Genomic DNA, 17,401 nt, shown 5'->3' with positions numbered 1-17,401 from the left:
TGTTTATCCATTATGCGTGTTGATCTTTTCGATTTCGACCTGCCGGAAGACAACATTGCATTGAGACCAGCAGAGCCGCGCGATTCAGCGCGGCTTTTGCTTGTGAAGAATGATGGTTCCGATTTTCAAGACAGTACAGTGCGTAATCTCGGATATTTTCTTCGGAAGGGTGATGCACTAGTATTCAATGATACCAAGGTGATACCGGCGCAGCTTGAAGGGTATCGTGAGCGCGAAGGCGTTAAAGCACAAATAAGCGCAACGCTGCACATGCGAGCCGGGCCTGATCGCTGGAAAGCCTTTCTGCGCCCGGCAAAACGGATCAAGCAGGGCGAGCGTATCGATTTCGGGCATGGCAATAATGCCTGCCTGCTCGGTTCATTGCAGGCGACTGTTGCCGAAAAGGGTGATGCTGGCGAGGCATTGCTCGTGTTTGATTTTAGTGGCCCCGATCTTGATCAAGCAATTGCAGCTGTCGGCCACATTCCATTGCCGCCCTATATCGCCTCCAAACGAGCAGAAGACGAACGCGATCAGTCGGATTATCAGACCGTCTATGCCCGTGAAGAAGGTGCCGTTGCTGCCCCGACCGCTGGCTTGCATTTTACTCCGGAATTGTTGGCCGATCTGAAAAAGCGCGGAATTGAAGAGCATTTCGTCACGCTGCATGTCGGCGCTGGAACCTTTCTGCCGGTTAAAGCCGATGACACGGCTGATCATAAGATGCATGCGGAGATCGGCACGGTCGATGCGGCTACCGCACAGGCATTGAATGCCGTAAGAGCGCGGGGCGGGCGCATTATATCTGTCGGCACAACATCGTTACGCTTGCTTGAAAGTGCGACGGATGCTGACGGAACCATAAAGGCTTGGTCCGGGCCGACCGACATATTCATTACCCCCGGCTATCAGTTTCGCGCTGTGGACATGTTGATGACCAATTTTCATTTGCCGCGCTCAACCCTGTTCATGCTCGTTTCGGCTTTTAGTGGTTTTGAGCGCATGCACGCCGCCTATGACTATGCGATCAAAAACCGCTATCGCTTCTATTCCTATGGTGACGCAAGCCTGTTATGGCGATCCGCATCATGACAAGCGAAAATTTTGAATTCAAACTGATAGCAACGGACGGCAAGGCGCGGCGCGGTAAAATTACCATGCCACGCGGCACTGTTCGCACACCAGCATTCATGCCGGTTGGCACGGCGGGCACTGTCAAAGCCATGTATATGGATCAGGTGCGCGATCTTGGGGCCGATATCATTCTTGGGAATACGTATCATTTGATGCTGCGGCCCGGTGCGGAACGCGTGGGCAAATTGGGTGGTCTGCATGATTTTGCCCGATGGCCCGGACCAATCCTGACCGACTCCGGTGGTTTTCAGGTTATGTCGCTGGCGCAATTGCGCAAGCTTGACGAGAAGGGCGTGACCTTCCGCTCTCATATTGATGGTCGCGCCTATGAAATGACCCCTGAACGTTCAATCGAACTTCAAGGGTTGCTGGATTCCGATATCCAGATGCAGTTGGATGAATGCGTCGCGCTGCCATCCACACCGAAAGACATTCAACGCGCTATGGAGCTTTCGCTGCGTTGGGCAGAGCGGTGCAAAATTGCGTTTGGCGCTCAACCTGGCAAGGCAATGTTTGGCATCGTGCAGGGAGGGGATATTCCAGATTTGCGTATCCGCTCGGCACAAGCGCTCAAAGCCATGGATTTGAAGGGCTATGCGGTAGGTGGGCTTGCGGTTGGCGAACCACAGGAAGTCATGCTCGATATGCTTGACGTGACTTGTCCGGAACTTCCAACGGAAAAACCCCGCTATCTGATGGGTGTTGGTACACCTGACGATATTCTGAAGTCAGTCGCACGCGGTATCGACATGTTCGATTGCGTGATGCCAACACGGGCAGGGCGGCATGGCTTGGCTTTCACCCGGCGAGGCAAGGTCAATCTGCGCAATGCGCGTCATGCGGAGGATCACCGTCCGCTTGACGAAGAGTCGACTTGCCCGGCGGCACGCGATTATAGCCGCGCCTACCTTCATCATCTCGTCAAATCAGGCGAGGCGCTTGGCGGAATGTTGCTGACTTGGAACAATCTGGCCTATTACCAGCAATTGATGCAGGGCGTGCGAAGCGCAATCGAAGCGACACGCTTTGATGATTTTATGAGTGAAACACAAACCGCATGGGCAACGGGCGACATTCCAGTTGTGTAATCAATCCGCCGATTCAAACAATAATTTCAAACGATCAATTGTTGCAATCTGTTCATCGCGGCTCAAACCTTCCATCTCGAACAGCTTCAAACTGCGCATGCCCTCAATGGTAAGAAACGCCATCAATGCAAGAGTCGGATCTTCGGAATTTTCGCGAATACGCTGCAATAACTGCTTGTTATAGCGGCGGATCGGATCGAGAAATGTAGGGTCATTGGCGATGGCGGCGAGTATGCCGGAAGGTTCCGGCTCATTGCAGAGAAACTCCGCCCTGAACACCGCGATACAAGCGAGAATAACGCTATTCTTGCTATGATTTCTGGCGGCCTCTTCCTTCTTCAGTGATTCGTCAAACTCCGCCATGTGATGTTCTACAAGCGCTTCCAGCAATTTTGCCTTGGTCGGGAAAGTATAAAGAAGTCCGCCCTTTGAAAGACCTGCTCTACGCGCCACCGCATCAAGCGAAAGATTGACAGGCCCCACTTCCATGGTGATTTCGGCTGCTGCCTGCAGGATTTTATCCTTGGTGGAGAGCGTGTCCGCTTTCATTCTAAAACTTTCGTTGTAATCAACTTGCCAACGGATATTGACAATACCGTCCAGACGGTACAGTACTTTGCATGTGGCAATCAAGTCCACATTGCGTTACTCTCATATGACAGGCTGGCAGAAGTTTTGCTGGCCATTGTTTTGTTCCGGAGCGATTTCCCCCATGATTAAGCGTTACATAGTCCCCGTGATCGTTCTGATCCTGGTCGTATTGCTCGGTGTTGGATTGGTAGGATTCAATCTGTTCCGGGAGAAAGCCATCAAAGATTTCTTCGCTACCATGCAGCAGCCAGCCGCTCCCGTATCAACTTACACGGTTGAGCCTGGCGTATGGACGCCAAACATTGAAGCAATCGGCACGGTCAATGCCATTCAGGGTGTCGAGCTTGCTGTCGAGGTTGCAGGAATTGTTAAGGACATTCCTTTCAAAGCCAATCAGATGATTGAACAGGGCGCGCCGCTGTTGCAGCTCGACGATGCCATCGAAAAGGCAGATATTGTTGCCGCAAAGGCACAGGATGTGCTGGCTGATCAAACCCTGGAACGCGCACGTACGCTGAATACACGTGGTGTTGGTGCAGTTTCCAGCGTGGATGAGGCGCAGTCGGCGTCCTTAGCCAAAAAGGCTGAAATCGCCAAACTGCAAGCTGTTCTGGATCAAAAGCTTATTAAGGCACCATTCAAGGGTACAGTCGGTATTCCGCGCATTGAACTTGGTCAGTATCTGTCGCCGGGCACAGTCGTTGTTTCGTTGCAGGATCTCGATACAATGCGCGTTGATTTTACAGTGCCAGAGCAATCACTTGATTCAATCAATATTGATCAGCCGATCAAGCTCAATCTGACAGATAATGATGAGAGCTTCGATGGAGTCATTACGGCTATTGAGCCACGGATTGATCCCTCGACACGTCTCGTTTCTGTACGCGCCAAAGTTGAAAACACCTCAGGTAAGCTTCGCCCCGGTCAATTTGCGCAGGTGCGCGTGACACTTCCCAAGGAAGAGAATGTTGTGACTTTGCCTCAGACGGCGCTCGTTTCCAGCTTGTATGGCGACTATGTATTTGTTGTTCGGCCTGCTCCCGAAGACAAGAAGCCAGCTGAAGGTGCCGCACCGGAAGATGCTGGAAAGCCTGACGACGCACAACCGGCAGATGCAGCAAAGCCGACTGACGGCGAAAAGAAAGAAGAAAAGCTCGTAGTAGCGCAAGTCTTCGTTACGCCCGGCCGTCGCTCCGGATTGTTGGTTGAAGTCACCAAGGGCCTGAAGAAGGGCGATATCGTTGTTACTGCTGGTCAAAATCGCCTGAGTCCAGGCGCTGCTGTCAAGATCGACAACTCCGTTAACCCCGCAAATACAACCGATGCAGGACTGCCAAAGAAATGAATTTTTCCGAGATATTCATTCGCCGTCCGGTTCTCTCGACGGTTGTAGCTTTGATGATCATTCTGCTTGGCGCTCAGGGCCTCGTGAACTTGTCTGTTCGCGAATATCCGAAGGTCGAGGAAACGGTTATCACCATTTCAACAGCCTATGCCGGCGCAAGCGCGGATCTGATGCAGGGCTTCATTTCGTCGCCTATCGCAAAAGCGGTAACGACGACTGAAAACATCGATTATGTGACATCTTCCTCGTCGCCATCGTCCAGTAAAGTTACTGTACAGATGAAGCTTGGTGCCGATCCCGATGCCGCATTGACCGAGGTTATCTCCAAGGTCAATCAGGTTCGTGGTGATCTGCCTGAAGAGTCCGACGATCCCATCATTACGAAGGGAACGGGTCAGGATTTCGCGACGATGTATCTCGCCGTGCAGAACCCCAATATGACCAGTGAGCAGATCACCGAATATCTCGAGCGCGTTATTCAACCGCGCATGTCGACGATTCAAGGTGTTGCTGACGCTCAGATTCTGGGTGGACAAGTATTCTCGATGCGTGTCTGGATCGACCCGATCAAGCTGGCTGCTCGCGGTACAACCGCAACGGAAATTCTGACAGCGATCAATCAGTCCAACTTTCTTTCCGCTCCAGGCAAGGTGAAAAATCTCTACGTTGCTTCGCCTATCACGCTAAAGACGACATTGCAGACGCCAGAAGCGTTCGGTGCTATGCCAATCAAATCCGAAGGCGATAATATCGTCCGCTTGCGTGACGTTGCTCGTGTCGAACTTGGTGCGGTAAGCAAAGACACTGTGGTTACCTTCAATGGTTCGAGCGGTACGTTTCTCGGCATTTTCCCGACACCGGCAGCTAACCCGATTGACATGACAGCTGCTGTTCGTGAAGAGCTTCCGTCTATTCAGGAATCGCTTCCTGAAGGCATGACTATGACCATGCTTTATGATGCGACCGAGCAGATCAGTTCGTCCATTGAAGAAGTGTTGAAGACTGTCATTGAAGCGGTATTGATCGTTGTTGCGGTTATTTTGCTGTTCCTTGGCTCATTCAGGTCAGTTATTATTCCGGTAGTAACAATCCCGATCTCGCTTATCGGTGTGTGCTTCTTCCTGTTCCTGCTTGGCTATTCGATCAATTTGCTGTCGCTTTTGGCGATGGTTCTGGCGATCGGGCTTGTGGTGGATGATGCGATTGTGGTGTTGGAGAATATCCATCGCCACATTGAAGAGGGGTTGAAGCCAATTGATGCCGCATTGCGCGGTATGAAGGAAATCACCGGTCCCATCATCGCCATGACTGTGACACTGGCTGCCGTTTTCGCCCCGCTGGGCTTCACAGGTGGTCTGACTGGTTCATTGTTCCGCGAGTTCGCATTCACACTCGCAGGTTCGGTTATCATTTCCGGCGTAGCAGCTTTGACTGTATCGCCAATGATGTGCGCCTTGCTGCTTCGCGGCGGTAATCACAGCCGGTTCCAACGGATCGTCGACGGTGCTTTTGGTTGGCTTGAAGGGGCATATGAACGGCGCGTTGCGGGCTCACTGGGGTTCCGCCCGGTTACTTTGTTCATTGTTATTGCACTGGTCGCCTTGACCGGTTTTCTGTTCACCAAGACGTCTTCTGAACTGGCTCCGGAAGAAGACTCCGGTGCATTGTTCTCGCTCGTGAATGCTCCACAATATGCTACATCTGCCTACACAAAGCTTTATGCAGATCAGATCGACAATCTGACCAAAGATTTGCCCGAACTGAAAGCCCGTTTTAATATTCTTGGACTGGGTACAACAAACTCTGCATTTGCAATCTGGGTGTTCAAAGATTGGTCTGAGCGCGACAAGTCACAGAAGCAATTGCAGGAAGAACTGCAAGCTCGCATTGCGCCGGTAGCCGGCGCTGAGGCATTCATTTTCTCGCCTCCAACATTGCCAGGTACAGGCGGTGGCTTGCCTATTTCGGTGATCATCCAATCTACCGGACCGGCTGACAAGGTGTTTGAGGTCGCAGAAGAGATCAAGAACAAGGCGCAGGCCTCTGGTCAGTTCATCATTGTGCAGAATTCGCTATCCTTCAATGCACCTCAGGTCACCATCACGATTGATCGTGACAGGGCTTCCGCTTTGGGCGTTCCTGTGAGTGAAATAGGTCAGACGCTTGGACTATTGGTGGGTGAGCCGAAGGTGTCGAAGTTCGATCGCGACTCAAACAGCTATGACATCTATCCGCAGGTGCCGCAGGATTTCCGCTCCAACCCACATAAGCTGGGGCAGTACTTCGTCAGGAGTGCGTCGGGGGAGATGGTTCCATTGTCCGCAGTTGTCAAGATCAGCGAGAATGCTTCGCCTGCTGCAATTGAGCAGTTCAATCAGCTGAATTCGGCAACAATTTCGGCTCTGCCCTTGCCGGGCGTGACAACGGGTCAAGGCCTGCAAACAGTTATCGATACTGCGCGACCATTGATGCCAGATGGATTCTTCCTGGATTATTCCGGTCAATCCCGTCTGGAAATCGAACAGGGAAGCACAATCCTGATCGCATTCGCTTTGGCTGTGGTCGTCATCTATCTTGTCCTTGCGGCGCAATTTGAGAGCTTCCGCGATCCGTTCATCATCATGATGTCGGTTCCGCTGTCGATCTTCGGTGCGATTGTACCGCTGAACCTCGGCTTGGGGACTCTAAACATCTATACCCAGGTCGGACTGATCACCCTTGTCGGGCTGATTACGAAGCACGGTATTTTGATGGTGGAGTTTGCCAATCAGCAGCGTGAGCTTCATGGCATTTCACGGCATGATGCGATCATTCTGGCGGCAAAGACTCGTCTTCGTCCGATCTTGATGACGACAGCAGCTATGGCCTTGGGCGTTATCCCTTTGATCACAGCAACCGGGGCAGGTGCTGCGGCGCGATACTCAATCGGATTGGTGATTTTCTCCGGTATTATTGTCGGAACGATCTTCACGCTCTTTGTGGTGCCGATGTTCTACACCTTCATTTCCAGAAAGGATTTGAAGTCCGAGGCTGGTCATGGTGAGCCTGCGGCCAATACCGCTCCCCAACCGGGCCACAGTTAGCAAAGAGGGCCGTTACAAACAAAAGCCTCCGCACCAACTCGGTGCGGAGGCTTTTGTTTTTTTGAAGTTAAGTAATCAGGCGCGTTTAACGGCGCGAATGATCACAAGTAGAATAATTGCGCCAATTGCTGCAGCTATAATCTGTCCGATTATCCCTGCACCCAATGAAACGCCGAGCCTTGGAAACAGGAAGCCTGCAATAAAAGCGCCGATCACGCCGACGACAAGATCGCCGACGAGGCCAAAGCCACCGCCGCGAACCAACATGCTGGCAAGCCAGCCAGCAATCAGTCCAACCAGTAGAAATACGAGAAGGCCTTCTCCGCCCATATCAAGTTCTCCATAAACCGATTTCACCACGATGGTTCGCAGGCCAGGATTCCTCAATCCCTATTCGGCAAGAGAATCATCAAGACGAAGTTTACGCCGAGCGAAGCGGTTTGGATAACGAAACTTGTTGAGGGCTATACCCGACCCAGTCGGCAAGTCGCCAGTTAATCAACTGTTCCAACAACCGCTACACAATCGCCCGGGTTAACCAAACCGGGAAAGTGTCGCGCTGCGAGAACGCCGGTTAGTCTGGCCCTTATCTCCGCAGGAGCAGTGCCAGTGCGACCAATAGGATAGATTTGAGCAATCAACTGCCCTTCCTGAACTGCATCGCCAAGGTCGATCATGGTTTCGATCAGGCCGGCATCTTCTGCAAATGAGAAGCAGTCACCAGATGGCATGTCAAGCCAACGGGTTTCGTGGTGCTCAATGTTGCCAGCGAGGATACCGCTGTGCCGCAAGAAGTTTGCTGTACCACGCTTTGCTATCTTGATCGTTTCGGCGCGAGCCGTGCCGCCGCCGCCAAGTTCAGTGGTGACAAATATCTTGCCCATTTCCTCAACGGTCGTGTCGTACATTCCAACTGCATCAATCTCCAGCATCCGCATGGACCATGGGGCGGAAAAGGCCTTAACGGCTTCAAACCCTTTGGCTTCCTGAGCTTTGTCAGGCAAAATGTGAGCAGCAGCAAAAGGCACGAAATCAAGCGTTTTTCCGCCTGAATGAAAGTCCAGCACCACATCGGCTCGCGGGAGCAATTCCCGCGTGAAGTAGTCTGCGATCTTCTGTGTCACTGTCCCATCCGGCTTTCCAGGATAGCTTCGGTTCATATTGCCTTTATCGATAGGCGATGTTCGCGTGCCTGCCTGAAATGCCGGATAATTCATCGCGGGGACAATAATGACGGTACCATTGACGGCGTTGATGTCGAGTGTCCGGGCAAGATCGAACAGTGCTATCGGGCCCTCATACTCGTCACCGTGATTGCCGCCTGTCAAAAGTGCTGTCGGTCCATCTCCATTACGCAAAACCGCTATAGGGATCATGACAGATCCCCACGCAGAGTCATCACGACTGTATGGCAATCTCAAAAACCCATGCTGCACGCCCTGTTTATCAAGATCAATAGTCGGCGAGACAGGCGAGGGCCTGAGGGTTACTGACTGCATTGATTGCCTCAATTCTTGACGATGAGTTTGCGCGGGAAGTTGGCGAGACATTCAACGCCTGTATCGGTGATCAAAATGCTTTCGGTAATTTCAAGACCCATGGTTTCGAGCCAAAGCCCGGTCATGAAATGGAATGTCATACCTGGTTCAAGCACTGTCTTGTCGCCGGGGCGGAGACTCATGGTGCGTTCGCCCCAATCCGGTGGATAGGAGATGCCGATTGGATAGCCGGTGCGATTGTCTTTCACGATGCCGTATTTCTTCAATACATCAAAGAAACCGTTTGCGATGTCTTCGCAGGTATTGCCAGGCTTTGCCGCCGCAAGACCTGCTTCCATACCTTCGAGCGTGGCTTTTTCTGCATCCAGGAATTCCTGTGTAGGTTTTCCGAGAAAGACAGTACGTGAAAGCGGTACATGATAACGGTTGTAGCAACCAGCGATCTCAAAGAATGTCCCTTCACCAAGTTTCATTGGTTTATCATCCCAGGTGAGGTGAGGTGCCGAAGCATCGGCACCGGAAGGAAGCAAGGGCACAATGGCAGGATAGTCGCCGCCAAACTCAGGCGTTCCACGAATTCCCGCATCGTAAATCTCTGCCACGAGATCGCATTTACGCATTCCGGGCTCGATCCTGTCGACAATGCGCTGATGCATGAGTTCAACGATACGTCCAGCCTTGCGCATATAGTCAATTTCCGTCGGACTCTTAACCGCGCGCTGCCAATTCACCAAAGCAGTTGCATCCACGAAACGTGCATTGGGCAGATGTTTTTGCAACGAGCCATAGGCGGCGGCGGAAAACCAGTAATTATCCATCTCGACGCCGATGGTGAGTTTGTCCCAGCCGCGCTCTGCGATGGTTTGCGAAAGGAAATCCATGGGATGGCGTTCAGTGGACTGCACGTAATGGTCCGCGTAGCCAATGATGTTGTCATGGTTCAGATAGGCAGTGCGTTTCGCGCCGTTCGCATCCTGTCCGCGACCATACCAGATGGGCTCTCCTTCAGGCGGCACGAGCACAGCTTGATGAACGTAGAACGACCAGCCATCATATCCGGTAAGCCACGCCATATTGGATGGGTCGCTGCAGATCAAAAGATCAATTCCCCGCTTTTGCATTGCGGCGCGGGTCTTCTTCAATCTTTCAGCAAATTCCTGCCTCGTGAACTTCAGGTTAGGTCCGGTCATTTCTATTTCCTCATGCTTGGGCAAAGGCCCCTATCAACTCTCGAAACTTGTTCCAGCATTTGCACGGGCTGCACGCTCCCGCGCCAGCGTGGCGATAGCTGTGTCCTGCACTCCCGTACCCGTTAGATCAGCCAACGTAATTTCTGATGGTGACGTCCGGCCTTTGGCGGAACCTGCAATCACTGCCCCGAGCTCGCCATAGGCTGCATCTGGACGGACTAACCCTGCTTCGATTGCGTGATGCAGTTCGCCCAGAACACGGGTCTGCTTGAGGCTGTCAGCAATGTAGAGGTCCGCTTTTGTTATGACGTCTGGTGCCAGCTCATTCTTATGCTCGGCATCCGAACCCATCGCGGTGATATGCTGCCCGGGCCGTAGCCACGCAGCTTGCAGAAGGGGTTGTGGTGAGGGCGTAGTCGTTACAATAATGTCTGCAAGAGCAGCAGCATGTTCCGGGTCGGCAATCGCTTTAACCGGGAAACCGAACTTCTTGCTTGCATTTTCTGCAGCCTGTTCGGCTTTGTCATGATCCCTAGCCCAAAAACAAGCCTTCTCGATAGGGCGAACAAGAGTGAGCGCTTTCAACTGCAATTGCGCCTGTACACCCGCACCGAAAATCGTCGCAACGCTCGAGTCGGGGCGCGACAAATGTTTGGCTGCTACTGCACCTGCTGCGGCGGTACGAACATCGGTCAAATAGCCATTATCGAGAAGCAATGCCTCAACCAGCCCGGTTTTGCTGCTGAGCAAAACCATCATTCCGTTGACGCTTGGCAAGCCAAGTTTCGGATTGTCGAAGAAGCCGGGGCTGATCTTTATGGCAAAACTGTCGATGTCCGGCACGTAGGCAGTTTTGACATCTACCTCACCCCGATGTTCCGGGATGTCGAGGCGCAGGACAGGTGGCATGGCCACTGCTTTGGTTGCGAGCGCCTCAAAGGCATTTTCAACGCAGGCCACTGCATCGAGATCTAGCCATACGATCTTCCGTAACTCTGTTTCGGTCAAGATGATCATGCGGGGCATGGCACAGCCTTTTCATTTACAGCATCAGTACAAACAACGCGCCTGTGCTGATCCATATCGACATTGCGACCGGATAGAATGACAATGATCGGTCCACGCGCCTGCACTTTGCCAGCGAGCAACGCTCCTATGCCGACCGCGGCAGCGCCTTCAATGATTTCGCGCTCATGTTGATAGGCATGGCTTATGCCAGCTGCGATTTCCCGCTCGGTCAATAAAATTACATCGTCAAGAAGGTCACGAGCCATGGCGAAGGTGAAGCGATTATTAAGGCCGATACCACCACCAAGAGAATCCGCCAGACTCTCACTTTCCTCTACGAGCACAGGCCTACCCGCATTGAGGCTTGCATGCATAGCGGCGCCATTTTGCATTGAAACGCCAATGGTTTTTGTATTCGGCTGTTTCGATTTGATCGCACAGGCGACGCCGGAGGCCAGCCCGCCACCGGACAAGGGAATCAGCACCGTATGAGCATCGGGAACATCTTCGATAATCTCAAGCCCGAGCGTTCCTTGCCCGGCAATGATGTGGGCATTGTCGAAAGGTGGCACCATCACCAACCCGTCCTGCCGGATCAAACGCTCAACTTCATCTTGTGCGTCATCTTGCGATTTACCGACAATATGAATTTCAGCACCAAGGCGCTGAATTTCATCGACTTTATTTTGGGGGACAAGCCGGGACATGCATATAACTGCCCGTATACCTTCCAGTTGAGCGGCGTAGGCAAGTGCGCGGCCATGGTTCCCAGTTGACGCCGCGACCACACCACGTTGCTTTTCAGCCTCGGAAAGCTGGCTCAATGCATTGGTCGCACCGCGCAGTTTGAAGCTTCCTGTCGTCTGCCGGTGTTCAAGCTTTAGCCAGACGGGAACACCCAGTTTTTGGGTAAGAAATGCGGACTGAACGATTGGCGTCCGCATGACTTTGCTCGCAATTGCATCACGTGCTTCTTCAATATCGGCTATGCTGACCAGATTTGCAGTCATGTTTACCAGCTCGCCATTGGCTGGGTCATGAGGCTGCCGCGCTCAGGCTGCGGCGCATGTTCACCGCAGATGCGCAAGGTTGCCCACGCTGTTGCAAGATTGCTCGTGACAACGGGTTTACCAATTGCCTGTTCGATCTCTGCTGCTACTATTGCTGCACGTACAGCGGTACAGGATATGAACAGCGCATCCGCGTCGTGGGCGATTGTTTCGCGCGCTGCCGTAATCAGCGACTTCGTGCTGATCCGTGCCATCTCCCGATCATCGACAAGCCCAAAACAGTTCAAGTTTGCAATCTCAAACCCCTTGGCGCTGAAATAGGTAGCCATTGGGGTGCTGGTCTCAATCGTATAGGGCGTGAGAATGCTGATCCTTTTTGCGTTAAATGCTTGCAATCCCTTAACAGCAGCGCGCGTTGGCGTCACAACTGGCACATTTGGTTTGGCCTGCCGAACGGCATGCTCAATTTCGTTGTCGCCAATAACGACAGAGGCTGACGTACAGGAATAGCAGACCGCATCCAGCTCTTCGTCAGGCAGGATCATCCATGTAGCTTCGCTCATCGGGCGAAGCATGCGCCGCAGATTTTCGGGCGTGGTTGGATTGGCATAGGGAATACGCGACGTATAGAGGCCAATATTGCTGCTCGCCACCATACGCTGGAAGTCCGGCTCGGTCGTGTGATCCGTTGCTAGAATGAGAAGGCCAACGCGCTTTGGCAAAGGCCGGTCATCAAAATCGAGTTGCAAGTCCGTCTGACGAATAGTCGCGAACGAATCCATCCTTGTGCTCCTCAATCAATCTTGCCATATCGGCGTTCCAGCCAACGCAATCCGACGACGGAAACGATGCTGATGACAAGGAAGAACGCACCGACCATCGTGATTGGTTCAATATATCGGTAGTTGTAGTTGGCGATGCTGCGCGCCTGATTCATAAGCTCAAGCACCGTGATTGCCGAAAGCAACGGCGTTTCCTTGAACATGGCGATGAAATAATTCGCCAGAGCCGGGATCATCGGAGGCAATGCCTGCGGCATGATAATCTGCGTCCATGTCTGGAGAGGACTAAGATTGCAGGCCTTTGCTGCCTCCCACTGACCGCGCGCTACATTGTCGATGCCCGCGCGATATACCTCAGCGGTGTAAGTGCCATAATGCAAGCCGAGGCCGATGACACCTGCAACGAGTGGCGAAAGCGTAATTCCAAGGTCCGGCAGCACATAGAAGATGAAATAGAGTTGCACCAGCAACGGTGTGCCGCGAATAAACTCTGCAACAAACCCCATAGGCATCGATATCAGCCGGTTGTTCGAGCGGCGCACGATGGCGATAACAAGTCCGACGATCGCGGCCAAGACTGATCCGAGGAGGGTGGCAATAATGGTAATCTTCACGCCTTCGATCAGCGTTGGAAGAATTTGAACGACGAAAGCCCAATCCCATTCCATTGTCGGCCTCCTATGACCTGATGCCGTCAAGGCCGCGCGTCAGGTAACGCTCGAGACCACGGATTGCGAGGGAGATGACACTGGCGATAAGAAAATACAGAACAAGGATTGTCAGAAACGGAACAAGTGTACTGCCCGTTTGCGCACGCACCACTTGGGCCTGAAATGTCATGTCGGAAAGCGATATGAGCGATACAACAGCCGAAGCTTTGAGAAGCTCAATGGCATTATTGCCGAACGTTGGAAGCATAAGGACAAATGCCTGCGGCAGAATGATTTTGCGAAGGCCCTGCCAGCGCGTCAAATTGAGCGCGATACAAGCTTCGTATTGTTCTTTGCCGATGGACTTAACTGCACCGCGGACCACTTCGGCACCATAGGCACCCACATTCAGACCCAAAGCAAGCACGCCCGCCTGCAAGGGCGTAAGCGAAAATCCGAAGAGCGGTAGAACGAAATAGGCCCAGAACAACTGTACAAAAATCGAGGTACCGCGGAAAAACTCGATATAAGCCGTCGCAAGCCAGCGAACCGGCGCGATGCGTGACAATCTCCCAAGCCCAGCAAGAAAGGCCATCACCAATGCCAATGCCGAGCCCATTAGCGTTAGCCGAATGGTTACGACTGCGCCGTCAAGGATAAGTTGCAGATAGCCGGCCCATTGGCCCATCGGTTTGCCACCTTTGTGAGAGTCCAGGAAAGGGCCGCTTTACCACGCAAGTAAAGCGGCACTGCTTGCGGCCGTTATTGGGCAGCGCAGAGCTTTTCGCGATTGGTCGAGATGGCTGCAGCCGCCGAAAAACCATACGGCTCGACGATCTTGGCAAATTCGCCAGACGTCTTCATCTCGGCAAGAACCTTGTCGAATTCGTCACGCAGCGCGGTGTCACCCTTGCGGAACGCTGCGCCATCGCAATAAACCGGAGCACCCTCGACTGGTGCTATGACCTCAAGGTTCGGGTCATTAGCCTTTTTGACCAGATCGTTGATTGAAAGAACGGGCAGGGAATATGTATCGATGCGTCCATCCTGCAGCATTTTCAGGCCACTCTGGCCGTCTGGGACAACAATGACGCGCTCACGTGGCACACCGGCTTCAAGGGCGAGGCGTTCTTCTGTACCGCCGCCAGGCGCACCGATTGTTGCTTTCTCATCCTTGGCAATATCCGCATAGCTCTTAAAGCCTTTGGGATTGCCCTTTTTAACAAGGAAAGCCTCCGCATCGCAGAGAATCGGTTCTGAATAAGATACTGCGTTGCAGCGCTCTGGCTTCATGAAAAGGCCAGCAGTAACAACATCATGGCGCCCGGCCTGAAGCCCGGGGATCATCGCACCATACTCGGAAATTGAAGCGACGACGTCGTTGACGCCGAGCTTTTTGAACACTGCGCGAGCGACATCAGGACCGGCACCCGATACGCTGCCATCGGCCTTAACGGCAGTGAATGGCGGTTCATTGGCAATAGCAATGCGGGCAAAGCCCTGTGCTTTCAACTTGTCGAGCGCTTCATCAGCTTTTGCGGGCATTGAAGAGACCAGAGCAGATAATGCCGCAGCTCCCAATAATGCACTGATCGTCTGTAATTTCATCATGTTCCCAACTCCTTTGGTTTTCTTTTTGTCGGATCGTGGAGGTTCCGGTTTTAAATGCGGTGACCTGCAGCGATGATCTTTTTCAGGAAGGCTTGTGTTCTTTCCTGCTTCGGATGTTTAAAAATTTCGCTTGGCTTGCCATCTTCGACAATGCGACCGCGATCAAAGAAAAGAACGCGATCTGCAAAATCATGGGCAAAACCCATCTCATGCGTAACGAGAAGCATCGTCATGTCTGTTTCGCGGCAAAGGCGCCACAGCACATTCAGCACTTCCTCGACAAGTTCCGGATCAAGCGCAGATGTAACTTCATCAAACAGCATAATCTTCGGTTTGAGAGCGAGGGCCCGAGCAATAGCAACACGTTGTTTTTGACCACCGGAGAGCTGCGACGGCATGGATTTTGCCTTGTCCGCAAGCCCGACCATATCCAGCAACTCCATCGCATGCTGCTCGGCGTCTTTCCTTGAAACGCCCTTTGTCAGCATTGGCGCCAAAGTCACATTATCCAGCACGCATTTGTGCGGAAACAGATTGAACAGTTGAAAGACCATACCGATCTTTTCACGCATTTTGTGGAGATGCGCTTCATCAGCCGGTTGCAACTTGCCGTTGCGCTCCATCTGATAAAGACTATCTCCGGCAACACGGATCGTTCCGGAATCTATTCCCTCAAGCGTCATCAGAATGCGCAGGATCGTTGTCTTGCCGGAGCCGGATGGTCCGATAAGAGCGAGCTTCTCGCCCGGTGCAACACTGAAGGACAGGTCGTTCAAAACTTTGAACGCACCGAAACTTTTACTGATGCCGTCAATCTCGATGATCGGTGCGGCGTTGGATGGCGGCATGCGTGTCCCCCTTCTGGTTGAGACAACCTCATGCGCTAACGATGGGAGACTTATGAAATCATGTCAATTGTTAAAATTAAATCATGACAATTTAACTGATCGTGATGAAAAACCAGGCAATCCGATCAGATGGCAAGGAGTAGATGCTCGAGGTCGCCACGAAGAAGGTTGGCCACAACACCGAGCCCGGACCGTAGTTCCTGCTCAGTGGTCGAGCCAAGCGAGATACGCACTGCCGGGTTCCACGGGTAATTGGAGACGCGGAAAGACGCACCGTGTGCGATGGCGACACCTTGCAACCTTGCATGTGCCACAAAGGCTTCTTCGGTTCGCTCGCCAGTCAAGGGTAACCATATATGCAGGCTCTGCGGGTGAGACAGGAAAGAAATGCCGGTCAATACCTCGGCGGCAACGTAATGCCTGACGCGCAAGGCCTCACGCTGCCAGTTAACCAATTCCATCGCCGTGCCGTCCGACACCCATCGGCTCGCAATTTCCGCAACAATCGGCGTTGCCATCCAGTTTGAGACAAGATGCCTATTGGCGACGGCTGCGACATAGCGATCAGGTGCAACCAGATAGCCAATCCGCAAACCTGGTACAACGATCTTGGTGAAACTGGTGAAATAGAGCGTTCGCTCTGGCGCAATCGATGCGATGGGGGGCGGGCGGTGCTCGACAAGCGGACCCAGCACATCGCTTTCGATTATTGCGATGTCATGTTTACGGGCAATGTCCACCAGAGCATTGCGTCGCTCCAAGCTCATCAGTGTTGCGGTCGGATTGATAACCGATGGTTGAACGAAAACTGCCTGGATACCGGTTACCCTGCAACACTCATCAAGCGATTCCGGGATAATGCCCTGATCGTCAATAGCGAGCCCTTCAAGAGTAAGGCCGAGATAGGAGGCAAGTGGCGTCAATGTATGATGCCCTATACCTTCCGTTGCAACTTTCGAGCCGGGCGGCGCGGCGCTCATCAACGCGACCGTCATGGCGGCGGTTGCGCCGTTTGTTACGCTGATATTCCCCGGTGATACCTCCAAGCCGCATGTACGCAACCAGTCGGCGGCAATGGCGCGATGACGCGGAAAAACGACATTGGGCCGGAAGGATAACGCAGAGCTTGGGGGCAGGGCTTCAGACAACCACGCCAGAGTCTTTTTCATGCGCTCCAGGTGCATTGGCTCGCATATCGGCTTCAAAATGGATAAATCAATGACCTCGCCAAGCCGCTCCGGTAGATAAGGAGGGTCTGGCTCGCGACTGTTTTGACAGACAAATGTACCGCGCCCGGTTTCACCCGAAATCAGATTGCGGCGAATCAATTCTTCATAAGCCCGGCTGACTGTCTGCACGGAAAGACCCAAATCATCTGCCATTCGTCGATGTGTTGGCAGACGGGCTCCACCTTCCAATTTGCCATCGGCGATAGCACGTGCAATCTGTTCCGCCAGCGACAGATAGGCTGGACGGCGAAGGCTTGTCGGATCTGGTTGCCACAATGTCATGATTTATAAGTGATCGAAGTCAGTGCAATTGACAATCAAAAAATCACAACG

16 protein-coding genes are annotated in these 17,401 nt (G+C 52.8%); 4 read left to right on the top strand and 12 right to left on the bottom strand.

All coding sequences use genetic code 11. From position 1 onward, the window contains the following. Nucleotides 1–12: 12 nt before the first annotated feature. Nucleotides 13–1,092 (top strand): tRNA preQ1(34) S-adenosylmethionine ribosyltransferase-isomerase QueA, encoded by a 1,080-nt coding sequence (queA, locus tag ACYJL1_RS11410; protein WP_460895518.1) that lies wholly within the window; start codon nt 13–15, stop codon nt 1,090–1,092. Further along, a complete protein-coding gene (tgt, locus tag ACYJL1_RS11405; protein WP_460895517.1) occupies nt 1,089–2,222 on the top strand; it encodes a tRNA guanosine(34) transglycosylase Tgt in 1,134 nt (377 codons plus the stop codon). Before queA ends, tgt begins: the two co-directional genes overlap by 4 nt. On the opposite strand, the gene ACYJL1_RS11400 is transcribed toward tgt, so the two are convergent. Continuing rightward, a complete protein-coding gene (locus tag ACYJL1_RS11400) occupies nt 2,223–2,771 on the bottom strand; it encodes a TetR/AcrR family transcriptional regulator (RefSeq protein ID WP_460895516.1) in 549 nt (182 codons plus the stop codon). Nucleotides 2,772–2,934: 163 nt separating this feature from the next. Between ACYJL1_RS11400 and ACYJL1_RS11395 the strand changes: the two genes are divergently transcribed. Both ACYJL1_RS11395 and ACYJL1_RS11390 read left to right on the top strand, forming a co-directional pair. Next, nucleotides 2,935–4,158, top strand: coding sequence for an efflux RND transporter periplasmic adaptor subunit (locus ACYJL1_RS11395; protein ID WP_460895515.1), 1,224 nt, complete (start codon nt 2,935–2,937; stop codon nt 4,156–4,158). Continuing rightward, the gene (locus tag ACYJL1_RS11390; RefSeq protein WP_460895514.1) at nt 4,155–7,241 is read left to right on the top strand and encodes an efflux RND transporter permease subunit; all 3,087 of its coding nucleotides are present in this window, start codon (nt 4,155–4,157) and stop codon (nt 7,239–7,241) included. The genes ACYJL1_RS11395 and ACYJL1_RS11390 overlap by 4 nt, the downstream gene beginning before the upstream one ends. A 75-nt stretch (nt 7,242–7,316) precedes the next feature. Here the strand turns inward: ACYJL1_RS11390 and ACYJL1_RS11385 are convergent, their stop codons facing one another. The 11 genes from ACYJL1_RS11385 to ehuR all read right to left on the bottom strand — a co-directional run bounded on the left by ACYJL1_RS11385 (nt 7,317) and on the right by ehuR (nt 17,350). Then, complete coding sequence (locus tag ACYJL1_RS11385) at nt 7,317–7,571, bottom strand: GlsB/YeaQ/YmgE family stress response membrane protein (protein ID WP_460895513.1); 255 nt, start codon at nt 7,569–7,571, stop codon at nt 7,317–7,319. Between the two features lie 164 nt (nt 7,572–7,735). Then, the gene (gene doeB, locus ACYJL1_RS11380; RefSeq protein ID WP_460895512.1) at nt 7,736–8,740 is read right to left on the bottom strand and encodes a N(2)-acetyl-L-2,4-diaminobutanoate deacetylase DoeB; all 1,005 of its coding nucleotides are present in this window, start codon (nt 8,738–8,740) and stop codon (nt 7,736–7,738) included. Nucleotides 8,741–8,748: 8 nt separating this feature from the next. Beyond that, nucleotides 8,749–9,930 carry an ectoine hydrolase DoeA gene (gene doeA / locus ACYJL1_RS11375; RefSeq protein WP_460895511.1) on the bottom strand — a complete coding sequence of 394 codons (1,182 nt, stop codon included), beginning with the start codon at nt 9,928–9,930 and terminating at the stop codon, nt 8,749–8,751. Nucleotides 9,931–9,963: 33 nt separating this feature from the next. Beyond that, nucleotides 9,964–10,956 carry an ectoine utilization protein EutC gene (gene eutC, locus ACYJL1_RS11370; RefSeq protein WP_460895510.1) on the bottom strand — a complete coding sequence of 331 codons (993 nt, stop codon included), beginning with the start codon at nt 10,954–10,956 and terminating at the stop codon, nt 9,964–9,966. Then, nucleotides 10,944–11,948 carry a hydroxyectoine utilization dehydratase EutB gene (eutB, locus tag ACYJL1_RS11365; RefSeq protein ID WP_460895509.1) on the bottom strand — a complete coding sequence of 335 codons (1,005 nt, stop codon included), beginning with the start codon at nt 11,946–11,948 and terminating at the stop codon, nt 10,944–10,946. The genes eutC and eutB overlap by 13 nt, the downstream gene beginning before the upstream one ends. Before the next feature lie 2 nt (nt 11,949–11,950). Next, the gene (gene eutA / locus ACYJL1_RS11360) at nt 11,951–12,730 is read right to left on the bottom strand and encodes an ectoine utilization protein EutA (protein ID WP_460895508.1); all 780 of its coding nucleotides are present in this window, start codon (nt 12,728–12,730) and stop codon (nt 11,951–11,953) included. A gap of 11 nt (nt 12,731–12,741) precedes the next feature. Further along, a complete protein-coding gene (gene ehuD, locus ACYJL1_RS11355) occupies nt 12,742–13,398 on the bottom strand; it encodes an ectoine/hydroxyectoine ABC transporter permease subunit EhuD (RefSeq protein WP_460895507.1) in 657 nt (218 codons plus the stop codon). Between the two features lie 10 nt (nt 13,399–13,408). Then, nucleotides 13,409–14,068 carry an ectoine/hydroxyectoine ABC transporter permease subunit EhuC gene (gene ehuC / locus ACYJL1_RS11350; RefSeq protein WP_460895506.1) on the bottom strand — a complete coding sequence of 220 codons (660 nt, stop codon included), beginning with the start codon at nt 14,066–14,068 and terminating at the stop codon, nt 13,409–13,411. Between the two features lie 74 nt (nt 14,069–14,142). Then, complete coding sequence (gene ehuB, locus ACYJL1_RS11345) at nt 14,143–14,991, bottom strand: ectoine/hydroxyectoine ABC transporter substrate-binding protein EhuB (protein ID WP_460895505.1); 849 nt, start codon at nt 14,989–14,991, stop codon at nt 14,143–14,145. Between the two features lie 50 nt (nt 14,992–15,041). After that, nucleotides 15,042–15,839, bottom strand: coding sequence for an ectoine/hydroxyectoine ABC transporter ATP-binding protein EhuA (ehuA, locus tag ACYJL1_RS11340; RefSeq protein WP_460895504.1), 798 nt, complete (start codon nt 15,837–15,839; stop codon nt 15,042–15,044). Nucleotides 15,840–15,964: 125 nt separating this feature from the next. Continuing rightward, entirely contained in the window at nt 15,965–17,350 is a 1,386-nt protein-coding gene (ehuR, locus tag ACYJL1_RS11335; RefSeq protein WP_460895503.1) for a MocR-like ectoine utilization transcription factor EhuR, read from the bottom strand. Between the last annotated feature and the right edge of the window lie 51 nt (nt 17,351–17,401).

This window comes from Phyllobacterium sp. K27 (assembly GCF_054796155.1).
The sequence above is the reverse complement of the archived record's forward strand: the minus strand, read 5'-3'. Positions and strand labels throughout refer to the sequence as shown.